The organism is Burkholderia sp. BCC0405 (assembly GCF_902833075.1).
Lineage (GTDB): Bacteria > Pseudomonadota > Gammaproteobacteria > Burkholderiales > Burkholderiaceae > Burkholderia.
This window is the reverse complement of the sequence record NZ_CADFEO010000014.1, coordinates 82146-99580: the sequence shown is the minus strand read 5'-3', so window position 1 is coordinate 99580 and position 17435 is coordinate 82146. Positions and strand designations below refer to the sequence as shown.

The following is a 17435-nucleotide window of genomic DNA, read 5'->3' as shown; positions in this document are numbered from 1 at the left end:
TGGTTCCTCTCCTCTCGTGGTGGAAATGGGCAGTTGTTGTTGACGACGTGCTGCGGGAAATCGGGGAAACCCTGCTCACGCGAACACGCGCAGGTGTTCGGGCGCAAATGCGAGCGCGACCGGGGCGCCGGGCGAGAACGCATCGAGCGCGCCGGTGCCGAGCGGCACCTTCACGAAGCATTCGTCCTGGCCGGGCAGCGCGCAGCGCATGCGCACGTGGTCGCCGAAATAGATGAGGCTGCGCGCCTCGCCGCTCAACCGGTTGGCGGCCGAGCCGTTCGCGTGCCCGTTCGCGCCGTGCACGGCGAGGCTCATGCGTTCGGGGCGGATGCACGCGACGGCCGGCGCACCCTCGGCCGCATCGCCGATGCGGCGGCCGACGAGCTTCGTGCCGTCGTCGAGCCGGAATTCGCAGAATTCGCCGTCGACACGTGCGATGGTGCCGCGCAGCCGGTTGCTGTCGCCGATGAAGTTCGCGACAAATTCATTGCATGGCGATTCGTACAGGCGGTCGACGGTGTCGAGCTGCTGCACGATGCCCTTGTCGAACACGGCGACGCGATCGGACATCGTCAGCGCCTCGCCCTGGTCGTGCGTCACGTACACGAAGGTCACGCCGAGCTTTTCGTGCAGCGCCTTCAGTTCGTACTGCATGTGTTCGCGCAGTTGCTTGTCGAGCGCGCCGAGCGGCTCGTCCATCAGCACCAGCTTCGGCTCGAACACGAGCGCGCGCGCCAGCGCGATGCGCTGCTGCTGACCACCCGACAGCTGCGCCGGGTAGCGTTTCGCGAAGCGCTCCATCTGCACCATCTTCAGCGCATGCGCGACGCGTTCCACGCGCTCGGCCGCCGGAAGCTTGCGCACGGTCAGCGGATACGCGACGTTCTGCTCGACCGTCAGGTGCGGAAACAACGCGTAGTTCTGGAACACCATGCCGATGTTGCGCTTGTGCGGCGGCACGTGGTTCAGCAGCTCGCCGTCGAGGCGGATCTCGCCACCGGTCGGGAATTCGAAGCCGGCCAGCATCATCAGGCAGGTGGTCTTGCCGGAGCCCGACGGCCCGAGCAGCGTCAGGAATTCCCCCCGGCGGATATCGAGGTCGAGCGATTTGACGACCAGCGTCTCGCCGTCGTAGGTCTTCCGCACACCGCGAAAGCTGACGATCACATCATCGGACTTCATCGTGGCTGTCCCCTTGCTTCGCGACAATTGATTTTGAGATGCGAGCCACTATACGGCGCACACGGTTCTACAATAGGGAACCATTTCAATATTCCGCATGGGACCACTTTGGACACCGTGATCGTCGCCGACTGGCTCTCCGCCCGCCTCGACCGTAGCTCGCCCGAGCCGATGTACCGGCAGTTGCTGCAATTGATGCAGCAGGCCATCCTGACCGGGGAACTGGGGCCAGGCACCAAGCTGCCGAGTTCACGCACGCTCGCGGCCGACCTGTCGATCGCGCGCAATACCGTGCTGCACGTGTACGACCAGCTGACGGCCGAAGGCTACGTGCTGACGACCACCGGCAGCGGCACCTATGTGGCCGACACACGGCCGGACGCCGCCGCGATCCACGTGCCGGGCGCCGCGCCGCCGCCGTCGAGCGCCGATGAACCGCCGCAGCCGGACGCGCAGGGCGGCCTGTCGATGCGCGGCCGGCAACTGATCGAGCACGCGGGCGTGTCGCGGCGCCAGTGGGGCGCGTTCATGCCGGGCGTGCCGGACGTGTCGGAATTCCCGAGCCGGACGTGGAGCCGCCTGCAGGCACGGCTGTGGAAGGAAGCGAACCCCGAGCTGCTGACCTACGCGCCGGGCGGCGGCTACCGGCCGTTGCGGCGCGCGCTCGCCGATTACCTGCGCGTCGCGCGCTCGGTCAAATGCTCGCCGGACCAGCTCATCATCACGACGGGCATCCACCAGTCGATCGACCTCGCGGTGCGGCTGCTGTCCGACATCGGCGATCGCGCGTGGGTCGAGGAGCCGTGCTACTGGGGCGTGCGCAGCGTATTGCAGGCGGCCGGTCTCACGCTGACGCCGGTGCCGGTCGACCAGGAAGGGCTCGACCCGCGTGCCAGCGACATGCAGCATCCGCCGCGGCTCGTGCTCGTCACGCCGTCGCATCAGTACCCGCTCGGCATGGTGATGAGCCTCGCACGACGCCGGATGCTGCTCGAATACGCACGCCGGCACCGCTGCTGGATCATCGAGGACGACTACGACAGCGAGTTCCGCTACGGCAGCCGCCCGCTCGCATCGCTGCAGGGGCTCGACGACGGCGGCCGCGTGATCTACGTCGGCAGCCTCGGAAAGATGCTGTTCCCGGGGCTGCGGATGGGCTACATGGTCGTGCCCGAGCATCTGGTCGACACGTTCCGCACCGGCTTATCGGAGCTGTACCGCGAGGGCCAGCTGATGCAGCAGGCCGTGCTCGCCGAATTCATCATGGACGGCCACCTGACCTCGCACGTCAGGCGGATGCGCACCCTGTACGGCGAGCGCCGGCAACTGATGATCGACGCGATCCGCGCGCGCTTCGGCGATGCGCTGCCCGTGATGGGCGACGAGGCCGGCCTGCATCTCGTGCTCGGCCTGCCCGACGCCTGCGACGATCGCGCGGTCACGCAGAGCGCGTTCGATGCCGGCGTGATCGTGCGCCCGCTCACCAGCTACTACAGCAGCCTCGACACCGCGCGGCGCGGCCTGCTGCTCGGCTATGCGTGCGTCGCGCACGAAAGCATCGGGCCCGCGTTCGACACGCTCGCGAATACCATCGAGCAACACCTGCCTCGGGACCTCACGCGCGCGGCATAGCGGCGATCATTCGCCGCGCCGCCCGCGCCTGCCACATTACCGCGCGCTGCCCGCCCCGCGATCGAGCGATGCCGCGCGCACGGCTTCGCCGGGCTTCGTGAACACGCGCTGCCGCAGCGCGGCGATCTGCGCGTCGCGATCCTGCGGCGACAGGCCCGCCGACTCGATCTGCGCACGCTGCGCAGCATAGTCCGCGTAGCGGCTCTGCCACGATGCGTCGTCCTGCTGCATCTGCGCGACGCGTGCGGCGGCTTCCGGGCCGAGCGTCTGGGTCAGTTGCGCGCGCATCGCGTCAGGCGTCGCCCCGCTCTTCTGCAATTGCGCGATCTGGTCGATCGCCGCCCGCTGCTGGTCGATGCGCTGCTGCGCGGCGCGTTCGTCGGCCGGCATCTGCTGTTCGAGCGCCGCGAGCCGCTCGGCCTTCTGCGCCGCCGTCAGCGTGGGATCCTGCGTGATCTTCAGCCGCGCGAGGTCGTAGCGCTGCCGCCACTGCTCCGCACCGAAGAACGGCTGGGCCCACTCGCCGAGCGTGCGGTAGGCGATCGACGCGCGCTGGTCGAGCGCGAGCTGCAGCGCGCCCAGGTCGGACTTGTCGACCGCGCCGGCATCGCGCAGCTTCGCGAGTGCGTCGCGATACGCGCGATAGCGGTGCCATACGTCGAGCGCCTCGGCCTGCGCAACCGTGCCGTCGAGTTGCGCGGCGATCTCGCGCACGACGAACGCATCGAGCGCGGCCGCGCTCAGGTCGCTCTGCGCGGTCAGGCAATAGTCGAAGAAATCGCGCACCGCGCGCGACTTCGCGAGATGGCCGCCGGCATCGAGCGGCAACCGCGGCGCGCTGGAGCCGGCGAGTGACGGCGGCAGACCCGCGCTTGCCGGCACGGCGGCCTGCGGCGGCGCGGCAACCAGTCCGCCTGCCGCCGGCGCATCCGGCGCATCGCCGGCAGCGCCCGTCCCGCGATGCCAGCCCGCACCGCTCCACATCGCCACGCCGGCAATCGCCGCCAGCCCCACGACACCATAGATCATGGCGCGCCGCGCCAGCGGCGCGCGTCCTTCACGTGCCGTCATCGATTACACGCCCGCCAGCTTCAGCCGGTTCGCATGCGTGCGGATCACCGCGACCGGATCTTCCGCATACGCGCCGCGCACGCCGAGCAGCTGGTTGATCTCGTCGAGGTGGTTCCACTTGTAGCTCGTGCTCAGCACCTTGCCGTACAGCGCACTGCACTTCGACACGAGCCCGTCGTTTTGCCCGGAGCCGCGGTTGATCATCACCGTGCCCGTGCCGAACAGCGCGAGCGTCGACGGGTCGAGCGCATTCGCCGGATCGACGACAGGAAGGGTGCTCGTGTCGGTCGCACCCGTGACACCCAGCAGCGACAGCGTCGGCTGGATCGCCGTGCCGGCCCACGAGTACAGCAGATGCGTGTTGCCGCCGACGGTTTCCGTCGGTGCGCCGGTCTGGCAACTGCCCGGCGCACCCAGGCCCGCACTCGGGTAGCTCTGGTTGTACGCGGCGGCCCGTGCGGTGGTCAGCGTCTGCAGCGCGGCGAGCGCGTCCTGGTTCGTGTTGTGGGTGCTGCTCGTCAGGATGCCGAACACATTGACGAACGCGGCGATCACCGATGATGAAAGCCCGGTCGGATCGTATGCAAGCACGCTCTGCACGAAGTCGGCGAACTCGGAGCCGCGATGCGGCGTGCCGATCGTCGTCACCGACGCGACGAGATCGGGTGCAACGGCCGCGACGTAGCGCGACGTGAGGCCGCCCTGGCTGTGGCCAATGAGATTGACCTTGGTTGCGCCTGTCGCCGCGAGCACCGTCTTCACGTAAGCGAGCAGCTGTTCGCCGCGCCCGTTCGGGCCGTCGTCGCTCTGGAACCCGGACAGGTTCGCGACGTAGACGGTCGCACCGTTCTGTTGCAGGTCTTCCTGGATGCCATACCAATACTCGAGCACGCCGGCGTACTTGTCGGTACCCGAGAGCCCGTGCACGAGGATGATCGGATAACGCGTCGCCGCGTAGCCGTCGGCGGGCGCGGTCGCCGCCATCGCCGCGTGCGTCGTCGCGAGCGTCATCACTGCGGTCGTCCCCGCGAACGGCGCGATGCTCATCGCGCATGCCACTGCCCCTGCCACCACCCTGGAACGCATCGTTCTGGCCATGCATGTTCTCCTGATTATTGTGCTGCCGGTGCGAATGAAGCCGGATCGACACGCACTATGCATCGCAAACGTCGCGACCGCCGTGTGCGTCGAATGCGGGAGTGAATCACGAGTCGACAACGTTTGCGCCCTGACTAGATACGGTTCTCTAATCGGTTGACGCGGCCCGCCCGTTCAGGCGGGGCCGCGTTCATCGGCACGCATGCTGCAACGCACACGTGCGATGCGTTACAGCTTCGCGCTCACGCGCACCCATGCGGTCCGGCCCGGTTCCATCACCGGCGAGTTCGCCGGATAGCCGAAGCCCGCGTTGCCGGCGAGGTTCAGGTGCTCGCTGTAGGCCTTGTTCAGCACGTTGTCGACGCCGACCGAGATCTGCACGGTCTTGCTGACGTTGTATTGCGTATGCAGCGAGAGCACGCCGAATCCGGCGCTCGGGCCGAAGTCCTTGCCGACCACGTTGCCCTCGTTCAGCGCATAGCGATGCTGCGGCGCAACGATGCGCCACAGCCCCCCGGCCGACCACGCACCACGCGTGTATTCGAGCCCGATACGCGCCTCGAGCGGCGGCATCTGCGGCAACGGATCGCCGGTTGCCGCGTTGCGCCCCCACGCATACGCGAGCGATGTGTCGACGCGCAGCGGCGAAACCGGTTTCCACGACATGCCCGCTTCGCCGCCCATGATCTGCGCGTTGACGTTGGTTGCCTGCGTGGTCGGGCCCATCATGCCGGCCGCGTAGTTGAACAGGATGAAGTCCTGCACGTAGCCCGCGTACGCCGACACCCATGCATCGAGCCGGTCGCTCTTGTATTGCGCACCGATATCGAGCTGTGTGGTCTTCTCCGGCTGCACCGCCGAGAACGCGTTGACCGAGCCGGCCGGCCCGCGCTTCGCGGAAAACAGCTCCCAGTAGTCGGGATAGCGCTCCGTATGGCCGACGCCCGCGTACCATGTGACGGGCAGCGACGCGAGATCGCGCTCGTAGCGGACGAAGCCGCTCGGCAACATGCGCGTGCGATCGTCGTCGAAGGTCGGATTCGGCTTGCTCATCATCATGCCGCTCGTCGTCGCGCGCTTGTCGCGCGCGCTCGCATAGTCGATGCGCGCGCCGCCGATCACGCGCGACACCTCGCTCGCGTACCACGTCAGTTCGCCGAACGCGCCCGCGTTCCACATCGTCGCCTGGGCGTCCCACGGCTTGTCGCCGTAGTTCTGCCGTCCCATCGCCGAACGCGAGTCGAGCCGGTTCGATTGCGCGTCGACACCCGTCACGAGCTTGAAGTCGTCGGCAAAACGAAACGTCGCGGCCGCGCGCGCGCCGAACGTGCGACGCCGCACTTCCGACGCCATCCGCATCGGCATGCTGCTGGTCGGGTCCGGTTGCCGCAACGTGTAGTTGTCCATCACGTGATCGGCTTCGTTGTAGTACACACGGGCCTCGATCCGGTCGAGCACGTCGCCGAGGTGCTTCTTGTCGAACGACAGGCCGAACGTTTCCCGGCGGAAATGCGCGCCGTCCATCCCGCGCCCCGCGTAGCGCGCATAGCCGTCGCCGGTGCCGGCGGTCAGCTCGACGCGTGTGTGGTCGTCCGGCGTCCAGCCGAGCGCCGCATCGGCGTTCCACTTGTCCCACTGCGACGGCACGGTGTTGCCGTTGCCGTCCTTGTAGTCTTGCGAGTGTGCGTGGTTCGCGGTCACTCGGCCATAGACGTCCGGCGTGCCGGCCGTCACGTCGATGTTCTGGTCGTTGCGGCCGAACGACCCGCCGACCAGGCTGCCCGCGAAGCGCATGCCGGGCTTGTCGAAGCGCGGCGTCACGCGCTCGAACATCACGGTGCCGGCCGACGCGCCGGGACCGTACAGCACGGTCTGCGGCCCCTTCACGACGGTGACCTTGTCATAGCTCTCCGGTGCGATGTACGACGTCGGCGCATCCATCCGGCCCGGACATGCGCCGAGCGTCGACATCCCGTTCGCCAGGATGTTGAGCCGCGAGCCGAACATCCCGCGCAGCACGAGGTCGCCGTTGGTGCCGCCGCTGCGGATCGACGTGAAACCGGGGATGGTTTTCAGGTAATCCGCGCCATCGCTGGCGGGCAGCGGCTGGCGCGGGGTCTTCGGATCCGTGACGACGACGAGCGGCGTCGACAGCGGCGATGCGACGACTTCGATGGCCGGCAGCGGCGCGGCCGTATCTTCGGCCGGCGCGCCGGGTGTGCGCGCCGTTTCGGCGGCCGCGGCGCTCGCGGCCAATGCGCCGACAGCGAGCGCGGGAACGGTAAGTTTCAGCACGCGCGGCATGCGCCGCACGCAGGCATTGCGTGACGCCCGCGGCGCACGCAACTGGAAAATGGTCATGATCGAAAGCCCGAGTGACGCCCTCCACGCGGCCTCGACGGGCCGCACGGATATCGGCGGTGAAAAGAACGGAAACAGCGCGTCAGGCGCGCTCGGGCGGGGCGCGCGGGTACGCGCGCGGATAGCGGTCGGCGCGCGCCGCGACGGCGGGCGGCGCGACGGCGGCAACGGAAACGAAGGGAACGAAAGCGAGTGCCGCGGCGGCAGGCCCGCCGATCGCGGGGCTGTGCGCGAAGAAACCGCAGTAGCCGCACGCATCGAGATGCAGCGCATGATCGTGCCTGCGGCCCGCATCGGGCGACGGATGCGCGCCATGCTCCGTACTGCAGACGATTGCGTCAGGCGTGGCCGCCTGCGCGACGCGCCACTGCGACACCAGCGGCGCCGCGATCGCGAACCAGATCGCGAGCACGCCAAGCCAGGCGGTCAGGTGACGATGTCGGTGCAGCATGCTCGGCAACGAGTAAGCGGATTGTAAAAACAGCCGAGATATTACAGAATGTTTAACGCGATAGCCAGTGCGGATGCCGGTAAACGAACCGGGGGCGCATGGTTGTCAACACAACCATGCGCCCCCGCCTGCTGCCTGTTTCCGGAACGTGCCGTTCAGGGCGCCATGCGCCGCAGCACGTCGTCGCGCCGGATGAAATGATGGTAGAGCGCGGCCAGCGCGTGCAGGCCGATCACGAAGTAGAACGCGTTGCCGATCAGTTCATGCGCTTCCTTGATCGTCGGCCGCAGCGCCTTGTCGGGGCCGACCAGCGTGAACGACAGGCCGAGCCAGTCGAGCGACACCGGCTTGCCGCCCAGGTTGATCATCATGATGCCGAGCAGCGGCTGCGCGATGATGAACACGTAGAGCGCGACATGCGCGAGCTTCGAGAGCCAGCGCAGCAGCGCCGCTTGCGGAATGGCATCCGGCACACGGCTGACGGCCCGCCACAGCACGCGCAACACCGACAGGACGAGCACGAGCGTGCCCGCGGTGAGATGCACGTTCATCCAGAACACCCGGCTGTCGCTGCCTTTCGGTCCACGGATCTCGATGGCCAGGTAGGCCAGCGCCACCAGCAGGAAGACGGCCCAGTGGAAGAAGATCGCGGGCGAGCTGTAGCGCGTCTGTTTCGCGAGGATGTTTCTCATGCTTCGTCTCGTGTCGTATGCGGGGATGGACGCATGCAGCCACCGGCCTGCGCCCGGCAAAACTGCCCCGATTGTAGCCGCACGGGCGCCCGGTTTTGCACGACGCGCGCAAATATCCGACGAATTGTCCATGCGCGCCGCGCAGGGCTTCATATGGGAAAGTCCGCATCGCGCGCCCGGACGGCTGTGGCACGATGAAGCTTTGGTGCGACGGCGCGCGGGCATCATGAGCAAGGCGTTCTTCGTTGCGGCCTATCGGCTGACCGCCGCGTTGCTCGCGGTATCCACCACGCTGCGCAGCATCGCCAACTACTGGCACCTGCCGGGCTTTCATCTCGGCAACTACCTCAGCTACTTCACGCAACTGAGCAGCCTCTACGCGGCCGCGATGCTCGCCACCGGGCTGTGGCACATCGCACGCCCCGGCTCGGCCCGCTACGAATCGATGCGCGGCGCCGCGGTGCTGTACGTCCTGATCACCGCGATCGTCTACGAACTCCTGCTCGCGCGGCTCGATGCACTGCGCCACATCACGCCGGCGTTCAACAACTGGGTGCTGCACCGGATCGTGCCGCTCGTCATGCTGTGCGACTGGCTGTACGTGGAGCCGCGCCTGCCGATTCCCCGGCGCAGCGCGTTCGCGTGGCTCGCTTTCCCGATCGTCTATCTCGGCTATACGCTGGTGCGTGGCGCGCTGGAGAACTGGTACCCCTACCCGTTCGTCGATCCGCGGCCGCACGGCTACCTGCCGGTTGCGATCCAGTGCTCGCTGATCGCGATTGGGGCGACGGCGCTCGCACTCGGCATACGCTGGCTCGGCAATCACGCGAGACAGTCGGGTGCTGTGACTCTCCGGAAGGGATGAGGGCGGGAACGTGTGCGCCGCCCGGCGCACACGGGGTGAAGCGGGTCGTCAGCCGCCGTTGCGCGGCAGGAAATTCATCGGATCGACGACCTTGCCGTTCTGGCGGACTTCGAACTCGAACGCCGAGCGGCCGTTCGCGTCGGTGCCCATTTCGGCGACCGGCTGGCCCTGGCGCACCGCATCGCCTTCGTTGACGAGCAGCTTGCCGTTGTGTCCGTAGGCCGTGATGAGCCCGTTCTCATGCTTCAGGATCACGAGCGGGCCGTAGGCCTTGACGCCGGACCCGGCGTAAACCACGCGCCCGGCCGCCGCGGCCCGCACCGAATGGTCGGGCCCGGATGCGACGATCACGACGCCGCGCGTCTTGCCGGCCGAGAACGGCGTCGCCACGACACCGGTGGCCGGCCATGCGAGCGAGCCCGGCTGTGCGGCCGCCGCGGGCGGCTGCCCAAACGACGTCGCGGCAGGCGGCGGCGCGACGCGCAGCACCTGGCCGGGATACACGGCATCGGTCGGTGCCATGTGGTTCCAGCTGGCCACGTCCTGGACGCGCTGCCCGTAGGCGTTCGCGACGCTCGCGAGCGTATCGCCCGGATTCACGCGGTAATAGCCGGCGATCACGCCCGGCGTCGCGGCCGACGTGGGTGCCGGCTGGCGCGCCGGCTGCCAGCTGTCGGTCCACGGCGTCATCGTGCAGCCCGTCAGCGCGATGGCCGCGGCAACGAGCGCCGCCTGCGGCAGCCAGCGCGTCAGCGCATCGTGGATGGGAATAGTTTCTCTCAAGGGTCCTCCCGGATTTGCGTCGTTGCGCCGCCCACCGCCCCCCGGCGCGCGACGCACGATGTCCGGCCGAACGGCCGGACCAATCAGTATCCGACCGCTCTCGCGGCCGTCAGTTTCCACAGCGGGACGTTGGCGCGAATGGACTCACCGGCCCCTTTTTTGCGTCGTCCCGATCGGCAAAGATACCATTTGTGGCGGTCAAGCCCGCGTCAGTTGCCCGATCCGGCAACAATCTTGCTGCGTCACACCATCATCGCAGCGGCCTGCAAGCCGCGCCGCGCGGGCCGCCGGGCGGGCCTGCGGCGGATCTTTCGCCTGCCGTGCCGCCCTCGCGAGCAGTATCGATCCCGTCACATTCTCCGCTTCGATCGCCACCTATACTCGGTGATGCACTGCGCGACCCAACGACAACGAGGAGCATGACAATGAACAACGCGACGTTTCTTTCCGTGCAGCTCAACGCCGATGACTTCTCCGGTTCCAGCGGCCTGGTCGAATTGCTCAACCGGCACCTGCTGTTCGCGACCGACGTCGCCGAGGCGGCCGATGCGCTCGTCCAGCTGGCGAGCGTCGCGCATTTGACCGGCGCCACGCGCCACAGCGTCGAGCTGCCGATCCTCGCGATCGAGCGGCTGCGTGATGCGCTCGACACGTTGAGCGGCTACGACGAAACGTGGCTGCAGGTGCTGGAACCGGCCGAAGCGCTGTTCCGGGATATCGGGCGCGGCCGGCGCGCGCTGCACTGAACTGACGGCAGGCGCGATACACGCGCGGCCAATGAAAACAGCCCGCCGTTCCGAATGACGGAACGGCGGGCTGTTTGTACTTCCAGGGGCGGATCAGGCCGCCGATGCGACCGCACCATTAACGACCCTTGTAGATCGGGGCGTCGTCAGCGATACGCTTGACTTGCCAGCCGGTCTTGGCCTTGGCCGGCGCGCCGGATTCCTGCGCGGCAGCCGGTTGCGCGCCGTAGCCGGTCGTGTCGGCAGCGGCGACGTTCTGTTGCGGGTTCAGGCGGGCTTCAGCAGCCTGGATGCTTTCCGGGTAGTTCGTACGGTCGCTGCCCAGCTTATAGCCGGCCTGTTGCACGGCGGCCAGTTCGGCCTTGACCTGTGCGCGGGTGACGGGTGCGTTCTGTTGGGCGAACGAGACAGCGGGAACGGCGAGGACGGCAGCTGCGGCGAACGTTGCGATCAGCGATTTCATGATTACCTCCGGGATTTTTTTGCTCCGCCGCACACACCATGTCTGCAGCGATGGAACAGAGTTTAGTCCCGGCGTCGCCTAGGGAAAACCATGAAAGAACGAAAACACTGTTTCCCCGGAGCCAACAATGTCGGCATCCGGGATAGAAAAACCCTATTCAAAGCATAGATTTTCGCAACAATGCTGTCCCCGCCAGCCGGTTACGACCAGTTCGCGTGGAAGCTGCCCGGCTTGTCGGTACGCTCGAACGTGTGCGCGCCGAAGAAATCTCGCTGCGCCTGCACGAGGTTCGCCGGCAGCCGCTCGGAGCGGTAGCTGTCGAAGTACGCGACCGCCGACGCGAACGCCGGCACCGGCACGCCGGCCTTCACCGCGGCGACCACGACATCGCGCAGCGACGCCTGGTAATTCGCGGCGATGTCCTTGAAGTACGGATCGAGCAGCAGGTTCGCGAGCGCCGGATCCTTCGCGTACGCGTCCGTGATCTTCTGCAGGAAGCGCGCGCGGATGATGCAGCCCGCGCGGAAGATCTTCGCGATCGTCCCGAGATCGAGGTTCCAGCCGTACTCTTCCGACGCCGTGCGCAGTTGCGCGAAGCCCTGCGCGTACGAGATCACCTTGCTCAGGTAGAGCGCGCGACGCACCGCTTCGATGAACGCGGCGCGATCACCGTCGAACGGCGCGGCAACCGGGCCCGACAGGATCTTGCTGGCCGCGACGCGCTCGGTCTTCAGCGACGACAGCACGCGCGCGAACACCGATTCGGTGATGAGCGGCAGCGGCACGCCGAGATCCAGCGCGTTCTGGCTCGTCCATTTGCCGGTGCCCTTCTGCGCGGCGCGATCGAGGATCACGTCGACGAGGTGCTTGCCGGTTTCCTCGTCCTTCTTACCGAAGATCTTCGACGTGATCTCGATCAGGTAGCTGTCGAGTTCGCCCTGGTTCCACTCGGTGTACACCGCGCCGAGCTCGTCGTTGGTCAGGCCCGCGACGTCCTTCAGCACCGCATAGCTTTCGGCGATCAACTGCATGTCGCCGTACTCGATGCCGTTGTGGACCATCTTCACGTAATGGCCTGCACCGTCCGGGCCCATGTACGCGACGCACGGCTCGCCGTCCGACGGCGCCTTGGCGGCGATCTGCTTGAGGATCGGCTCGACGAGGTCGTATGCGTCACGCTGGCCGCCGGGCATGATCGACGGGCCGCGCAGCGCGCCCTCTTCGCCACCCGACACGCCGGTGCCGATGAAATGCAGGCCCGATTGCGCGAGCTCCTGGTTGCGGCGGATCGTGTCGGTGAAGTGCGTATTGCCGCCGTCGATCAGCACGTCGCCCTTCTCGAGCAGCGGCTTGAGCGCCGCAATCGTCGCATCGGTCGCTTCACCGGCCTTCACCATCATCAGGATCCGGCGCGGCGTTTCGAGCGACGCGACGAATGCCTCGAGCGTATAGGTCGGCACCAGATTGCGGCCGGGGAATTCGGCGATCAGTTCGTCGGTTTTCTCGCGGCTGCGGTTGTACACCGACACCGCGTAACCGCGGCTCTCGATATTGAGTGCGAGATTGCGGCCCATCACCGCCAGCCCGATCACACCGATTGCTTGTTTGCCCATTAGTCAATTCTCCGGAAAAAACGGGGCGCGACCCGAGCCGGGTCGCGCGCACAGGCGAAAGGATAGTGGAAACCCGGCGGCGATGCGCGCTTGCGTGTCATTGCTCCGCGTGCGGCAGCCGCCGGAACACGACGCTCAGGTTGTTCGCCGGCATCTCCACCACCTCGATGCAGTCGAGCCCGCGATCGAGGCCGAGCGCGACGACGGTCTCGAGATCGCGCACGCCCCACGACGGGTCGCGGCTGCGCAGTTGCAGGTCGAAGGCTTCGTTCGACGGCGCCGTATGCCGGCCCTCGCGGCGATACGGCCCGTAAAGGAACAGCACGCCGCCCGGCCGCAGCAGGCGCGACGCACCCGCGAACAGCGCGTCGGTGCAGGCCCACGGCGAGATGTGAATCATGTTGATGCAGACGATTGCATCGAGCGCGTCGACCGGCCACGACGCGTCACGCACGTCGAACGCAAGCGGCCCGGCAACGTTGGCGAGGCCCGCATGGGCAACCCATGCGGCGATCGAGCGCCGCGCCTGCGCGTCGGGATCGCTCGGCTGCCAGTGCAGGCCCGGCAGCGCCTGCGCGAAGTGGACCGCATGCTGCCCCGTGCCGCTCGCGATTTCGAGCACGCGGCCGCTCGCCGGCAACACGCGGCGCAAGACGTCGAGGATCGGCCCGCGATTGCGTTCGGCCGCCGGCGCCGACAGCCGCGCGGACGGATCGGGAGAAGATGTCGGGCCGCTCACGATGCCTGCTCCGGTGCGCGGCCCGTGAGGCCCAGCCGCGCGGTCAGCGCGTCGAGCGCGGGTGCGCAGCGTGCCTCCACCTTCAACGTCAGCATCGGATCGGCGCGCGTATGGCCGAGATTGAGCGCAGCGACCGGCTTGTGCCGTGCCTGCGCCCACACGCAGAAGCGGTAGCCGGAATACACCATCAGCGACGAGCCGACGACCAGCAGCGCATCGGCCGCATCGAGCGCCTGCGACGCGAGCGTCACGCGCTCGCGCGGCACGTTTTCGCCGAAGAACACGACCGCCGGCTTCAGCAGCCCGCCGCACGCGGGGCAAGCCGGGATGCGGAACGTGTCGAGCGCGGCCCATTCGAGGTGCGCGTCGCCATCCGCGGCCGGCTCGGCCTGCGCGCCCAGCAATTCGGGATTGTCGGCCTCGAGCATGACCTGGATCGTCGCGCGCGCATGATGCGCGCCGCAGCCGAGGCACGTGACGCCGTCGATTCCGCCGTGCAGTTCAATGACGTCGCCGCTGCCCGCGCGCTGGTGCAGGCCGTCGACGTTCTGCGTGACGAGCCGCTCGATCCGTCCCGCACTGCCGAGCCGCGCCAGCGCGACGTGCGACCCGTTCGGCTGCGCGCGGCCGACGACGGGCCAGCCGATCATGCTGCGCGCCCAATAGCGCCGCCGCGCGGCATCGGAGCCGAGGAATTCGTGGAGCTGGATCGGCGGCGAGCGCATCCATTGGCCGTTGCGGTCGCGATAGCCGGGAATGCCGGAGTCGGTGCTGATGCCCGCGCCGGTCAATACCAGCAGGCGCGGATGGCGCTCGACGAACGTGTGCAGCGCATCAAGTGCGGCCGGATCGACGCCGGCGGTTGAAGGGTCGTGCAGGGCTGTGTCGTTCATGTTGGCAACGCGTGATCGGGCGCGCCGGCAAGCACCGTGCGCCCGCACGGGCGGCCAGGCACGCCAGCACATGATACAGAACGCCGCGCGATCGGGCCGAGGGCTCGCGTCGCAAACCGGCGCACAAAAAAAGACGCCCATCCGCCACGTGGCGGACGGGCGCTTCAACAATTGATCCATCGGGGTAGTGGATCAACTGACAGCACGATTTCGCGGCGTCCGCCCTGCCGTGGCCGGTGAACGCTTCCCCTGGACTGCATATGTTCCGCGATGCCGAACGCATCGTTGCGCTGCCGGCTTTCCGGTGCGATCCGGTTCGGTCCCGTCGCACCGACGCAATGCACGGCACGCACACGCATACGCCGCGCGACGACTCGCGTTGCGCGCGGCACATTGACGATCCGGGATCCGGGCCGGGCCATCCGCAGGCATTCGAAGCTCATCCCCGACGGCCGACCGGCACCAGTCGGCCTCGTGCGTTACATCTGCACGTCGTCGTTCAGATCAAACCCGATTGCTCGGATGGAACGGAAAGCCGCGCGCTCACGTCGCCTCGATCAACGGCGAAGCGAATACGCTGGCAGGTCGGCGATTCATGTTTGCAACACGACACGTTGCGATTCGGTCTGTTTTCATTCTCTTGTCCCCGTCTCCGATACGTCCGACCCACTGAAGCGATCGCCGGACCGACTGCGTCCGCGACCGCGCTCACGGCCTGCACAGATATGCAAGGAGCGCACCATGCTTCACGCCGCAAGGCCGCGCGGGCGGATTGGGTGCGATCGACGCGAATCGCGCACCGGCAAGGAACGCGAACGTTTCGAAACTGAAACGCCTTCCGGATCGACGAACGTCGGCCGGGCGTGCCGTCACGCGGTGCAGGCACGCCCGGCGCGGGTAGTGCGGCGTTGCATCCGCGCGCGTTCGCCGAACGGCTGTCCGAAGTCGGTGCCGAACCCGGTCTCGCGACGGCCGCTGCATTTCGGGGGCATGGCGTCGCGGCGGCGGTGACCGCCGCGTGGACGCGACTGCCTTCGCTTCAAACGCGCACGCTGTTCTACAGCACCGACGGCGACAACCGCGCGTCACAACACGTGGCGTGGCGTCGCGCCTCGGCCGCACACTGCGAGGCATGACGCTGCGGGAGCTTGACACCGCGGCCGATACGACGCCTCGACACGCGTCAACGAAAGGCTTCGATCACCTTGGCACGGCGCTCGGTTTCGTCGACGAAGCAACTGTCGACCTCCACGAGCCCGAGCGTGCCGCCCGCATCGGGCTGCCGCGATTCTGCGCAAGCGGCATCCCGTGCCTTGAGCCAGCGGCGCTCGTCGTTGCGCAACCTCACCTTGCCTTGCTCATCCAGGCTCGCCATCTTCGTCTTGTAGACGGCATTTAACCGTTTGTCGACCGCGTCGTATTTCAGCCGCAGGCAATTACGGATGTCGGCCGTGTAGCCCGTCTCCTCGGCAGTCTTGCAGATAGCGGCTCGCTCCGCCTCGTCCGCGAGCGCACCGGACGCAACCGCGAAGAGCATTGCGCCCGCCGCCAGACCGATCACCCTGTGTTGAAGTGCATTCATCCGAATTCGTTGGTTTCAATGACGGAAGGTATCGATTATGCCCGGCCCGCTGCCTGCATGACCCTCGCGGTTCCGACGTCAACCGGTCACGCTCGATCGGTCACTGCGCATGCCGTGCCGCGCAACCGTCGCGCAAACACGCTAGCATTCGGACACGCATCGCCCTGCGTACGCCCCGCACTGCCTCCCAGGATTCGACATGACGACGCCCGCCCTCGCCCGCCCCGACGTTGCGCATCGCGTCTTTTCGGACGGACGGCTGTCGATCGGCCTCACGCTGCCGCTGCTTCGCAGCGGCCATATCGTCGCCGACTTCGGCGAGCAGCTTGAATTCGCAGCGCTGGCCGACACGCTCGGCTTTCGCGCGTTGTGGATTCGCGACGTGCCGCTGAACAGCGCCGACTATCCCGACCCGGTCGGCCACCTCGACCCGTGGGTCCTGCTCGGCGCACTGGCGTCACGCACGCGCCGGATCGCGCTCGCCAGCGGCGCGATCGTGCTACCGCTGCGTCATCCGCTGCATATCGCGAAGGGTGCGCTGTCGGTCGCGACGCTGTCGGACGGGCGCTTCATCCTCGGGCTCGGCTCCGGCGACCGGCCGCCCGAGTATGCGGCGTTCGGCGTCGATGCGGAAACGCGGCGCGACCGCTACCGCGCGCACTGGGAGGTCGTCGCGGCCGCGCTCGGCGTGCCGTCTCGTGTGCTGCCCGACGAAGCGCCGCCCGATGCGCCCGAATTCACGCTGCTGCCACGCGGCGCCGACGCGGTGCCGATGCTGGCAGTCGGCTCGGGTGGGCAAAGCGTCGACTGGATTGCTCGGCACTCGATCGGCTGGATGACGTATCACCGCGATCCGGACACGCAGCGCGCCCGCCATTCGATGTGGCGTGCGGCGGTCGAACGGCTCGCGTCGCCCGCCTTTCGCGCGTTCGGCGTGTCGATGCGGCTCGACCTTGTCGCGAATCCCGACGCGCCGGCCACCGCGTTGCCGCTCGGCTATGCAACCGGACGCCGCGCATTGGTGGACATCCTGCACGACATGCGCGCGGCGGGCACGCACCACGTCACGCTGAATCCGGGCTCGGACCAGCCCGTGCGCGAAGTCATCGAAGAAATCGCGGAACACGTTCTGCCAGTCTTTCACGACGAGCCCGCGCCATTCAGCAGGATTCCATAGTAATTCGACACGACGCGTGCATCGCCCGCCGCTGCTGACAAGCCGTCGTTACAAATGCATTACACGTCTGCAATTGAAATGCCCCGA

Annotated in this window: 16 protein-coding genes; 4 read left to right on the top strand and 12 right to left on the bottom strand. The window is 67.6% G+C overall.

Translation table 11 applies throughout. The annotated features are described in order from the left end of the window. Positions 1-75: 75 nt before the first annotated feature. Positions 76-1182: an ABC transporter ATP-binding protein gene (locus HWX36_RS23125; protein WP_175955111.1), complete on the bottom strand. Its 1107-nt coding sequence runs from the start codon at positions 1180-1182 to the stop codon at positions 76-78. Between the two features lie 108 nt (positions 1183-1290). On the opposite strand from HWX36_RS23125, the gene HWX36_RS23120 reads away from it, so the two are divergent. Then, positions 1291-2814 carry a PLP-dependent aminotransferase family protein gene (locus HWX36_RS23120; RefSeq protein WP_175955109.1) on the top strand — a complete coding sequence of 508 codons (1524 nt, stop codon included), beginning with the start codon at positions 1291-1293 and terminating at the stop codon, positions 2812-2814. Between the two features lie 36 nt (positions 2815-2850). On the opposite strand, the gene HWX36_RS23115 is transcribed toward HWX36_RS23120, so the two are convergent. From HWX36_RS23115 to HWX36_RS23095, 5 genes are all read right to left on the bottom strand, one after another. Beyond that, complete coding sequence (locus HWX36_RS23115; RefSeq protein ID WP_175955107.1) at positions 2851-3885, bottom strand: lipase secretion chaperone; 1035 nt, start codon at positions 3883-3885, stop codon at positions 2851-2853. 3 nt (positions 3886-3888) lie between these two features. Then, on the bottom strand, positions 3889-4983 hold the full coding sequence (locus tag HWX36_RS23110) for a triacylglycerol lipase (protein WP_175955105.1): 1095 nt from the start codon (positions 4981-4983) through the stop codon (positions 3889-3891). Between the two features lie 228 nt (positions 4984-5211). Continuing rightward, entirely contained in the window at positions 5212-7344 is a 2133-nt protein-coding gene (locus tag HWX36_RS23105; RefSeq protein WP_175955103.1) for a TonB-dependent copper receptor, read from the bottom strand. Positions 7345-7426: 82 nt separating this feature from the next. Beyond that, positions 7427-7795, bottom strand: coding sequence for a DUF2946 domain-containing protein (locus HWX36_RS23100; protein WP_175955101.1), 369 nt, complete (start codon positions 7793-7795; stop codon positions 7427-7429). 155 nt (positions 7796-7950) lie between these two features. Then, on the bottom strand, positions 7951-8487 hold the full coding sequence (locus HWX36_RS23095) for a cytochrome b (RefSeq protein WP_175955099.1): 537 nt from the start codon (positions 8485-8487) through the stop codon (positions 7951-7953). Between the two features lie 226 nt (positions 8488-8713). Between HWX36_RS23095 and HWX36_RS23090 the strand changes: the two genes are divergently transcribed. After that, positions 8714-9352: a Pr6Pr family membrane protein gene (locus HWX36_RS23090; protein ID WP_175955097.1), complete on the top strand. Its 639-nt coding sequence runs from the start codon at positions 8714-8716 to the stop codon at positions 9350-9352. A 48-nt stretch (positions 9353-9400) separates the two neighbouring features. Here HWX36_RS23090 and HWX36_RS23085 read toward each other — a convergent pair whose 3' ends face one another. Further along, entirely contained in the window at positions 9401-10135 is a 735-nt protein-coding gene (locus HWX36_RS23085) for a peptidoglycan DD-metalloendopeptidase family protein (protein WP_175955095.1), read from the bottom strand. 425 nt (positions 10136-10560) lie between these two features. On the opposite strand from HWX36_RS23085, the gene HWX36_RS23080 reads away from it, so the two are divergent. Further along, positions 10561-10881, top strand: coding sequence for a hypothetical protein (locus HWX36_RS23080; protein WP_175955093.1), 321 nt, complete (start codon positions 10561-10563; stop codon positions 10879-10881). 118 nt (positions 10882-10999) lie between these two features. Here HWX36_RS23080 and HWX36_RS23075 read toward each other — a convergent pair whose 3' ends face one another. The 5 genes from HWX36_RS23075 to HWX36_RS23055 all read right to left on the bottom strand — a co-directional run bounded on the left by HWX36_RS23075 (position 11000) and on the right by HWX36_RS23055 (position 16171). Continuing rightward, entirely contained in the window at positions 11000-11344 is a 345-nt protein-coding gene (locus HWX36_RS23075) for a DUF4148 domain-containing protein (protein WP_175955091.1), read from the bottom strand. A 200-nt stretch (positions 11345-11544) separates the two neighbouring features. Further along, positions 11545-12957, bottom strand: a complete 1413-nt coding sequence (gene gndA / locus HWX36_RS23070; protein WP_175955089.1) for an NADP-dependent phosphogluconate dehydrogenase — start codon at positions 12955-12957, stop codon at positions 11545-11547. A gap of 97 nt (positions 12958-13054) precedes the next feature. Beyond that, positions 13055-13696 carry a DUF938 domain-containing protein gene (locus HWX36_RS23065; RefSeq protein WP_175955088.1) on the bottom strand — a complete coding sequence of 214 codons (642 nt, stop codon included), beginning with the start codon at positions 13694-13696 and terminating at the stop codon, positions 13055-13057. Continuing rightward, positions 13693-14589 (bottom strand): NAD-dependent protein deacetylase, encoded by an 897-nt coding sequence (locus tag HWX36_RS23060; RefSeq protein WP_175955086.1) that lies wholly within the window; start codon positions 14587-14589, stop codon positions 13693-13695. Before HWX36_RS23060 ends, HWX36_RS23065 begins: the two co-directional genes overlap by 4 nt. Before the next feature lie 1183 nt (positions 14590-15772). Beyond that, entirely contained in the window at positions 15773-16171 is a 399-nt protein-coding gene (locus HWX36_RS23055) for a lysozyme inhibitor LprI family protein (RefSeq protein WP_175955083.1), read from the bottom strand. 199 nt (positions 16172-16370) lie between these two features. Between HWX36_RS23055 and HWX36_RS23050 the strand changes: the two genes are divergently transcribed. Further along, a complete protein-coding gene (locus HWX36_RS23050) occupies positions 16371-17348 on the top strand; it encodes an LLM class oxidoreductase (protein WP_175955082.1) in 978 nt (325 codons plus the stop codon). The last annotated feature ends 87 nt before the right edge of the window (positions 17349-17435 follow it).

Bases quoted from the DNA above. Each gene is read 5' to 3' on its own strand.
- HWX36_RS23075 (WP_175955091.1), bottom strand. From the start codon at position 11,344: ATGAAATCGCTGATCGCAACGTTCGCCGCAGCTGCCGTCCTCGCCGTT.
- gndA (WP_175955089.1), bottom strand. From the start codon at position 12,957: ATGGGCAAACAAGCAATCGGTGTGATCGGGCTGGCGGTGATGGGCCGC.
- HWX36_RS23050 (WP_175955082.1), top strand. From the start codon at position 16,371: ATGACGACGCCCGCCCTCGCCCGCCCCGACGTTGCGCATCGCGTCTTT.
- HWX36_RS23115 (WP_175955107.1), bottom strand. From the start codon at position 3,885: ATGACGGCACGTGAAGGACGCGCGCCGCTGGCGCGGCGCGCCATGATC.
- HWX36_RS23055 (WP_175955083.1), bottom strand. From the start codon at position 16,171: ATGAATGCACTTCAACACAGGGTGATCGGTCTGGCGGCGGGCGCAATG.
- HWX36_RS23090 (WP_175955097.1), top strand. From the start codon at position 8,714: ATGAGCAAGGCGTTCTTCGTTGCGGCCTATCGGCTGACCGCCGCGTTG.
- HWX36_RS23105 (WP_175955103.1), bottom strand. From the start codon at position 7,344: ATGACCATTTTCCAGTTGCGTGCGCCGCGGGCGTCACGCAATGCCTGC.
- HWX36_RS23100 (WP_175955101.1), bottom strand. From the start codon at position 7,795: ATGCTGCACCGACATCGTCACCTGACCGCCTGGCTTGGCGTGCTCGCG.
- HWX36_RS23110 (WP_175955105.1), bottom strand. From the start codon at position 4,983: ATGGCCAGAACGATGCGTTCCAGGGTGGTGGCAGGGGCAGTGGCATGC.
- HWX36_RS23060 (WP_175955086.1), bottom strand. From the start codon at position 14,589: ATGAACGACACAGCCCTGCACGACCCTTCAACCGCCGGCGTCGATCCG.
- HWX36_RS23080 (WP_175955093.1), top strand. From the start codon at position 10,561: ATGAACAACGCGACGTTTCTTTCCGTGCAGCTCAACGCCGATGACTTC.
- HWX36_RS23095 (WP_175955099.1), bottom strand. From the start codon at position 8,487: ATGAGAAACATCCTCGCGAAACAGACGCGCTACAGCTCGCCCGCGATC.
- HWX36_RS23125 (WP_175955111.1), bottom strand. From the start codon at position 1,182: ATGAAGTCCGATGATGTGATCGTCAGCTTTCGCGGTGTGCGGAAGACC.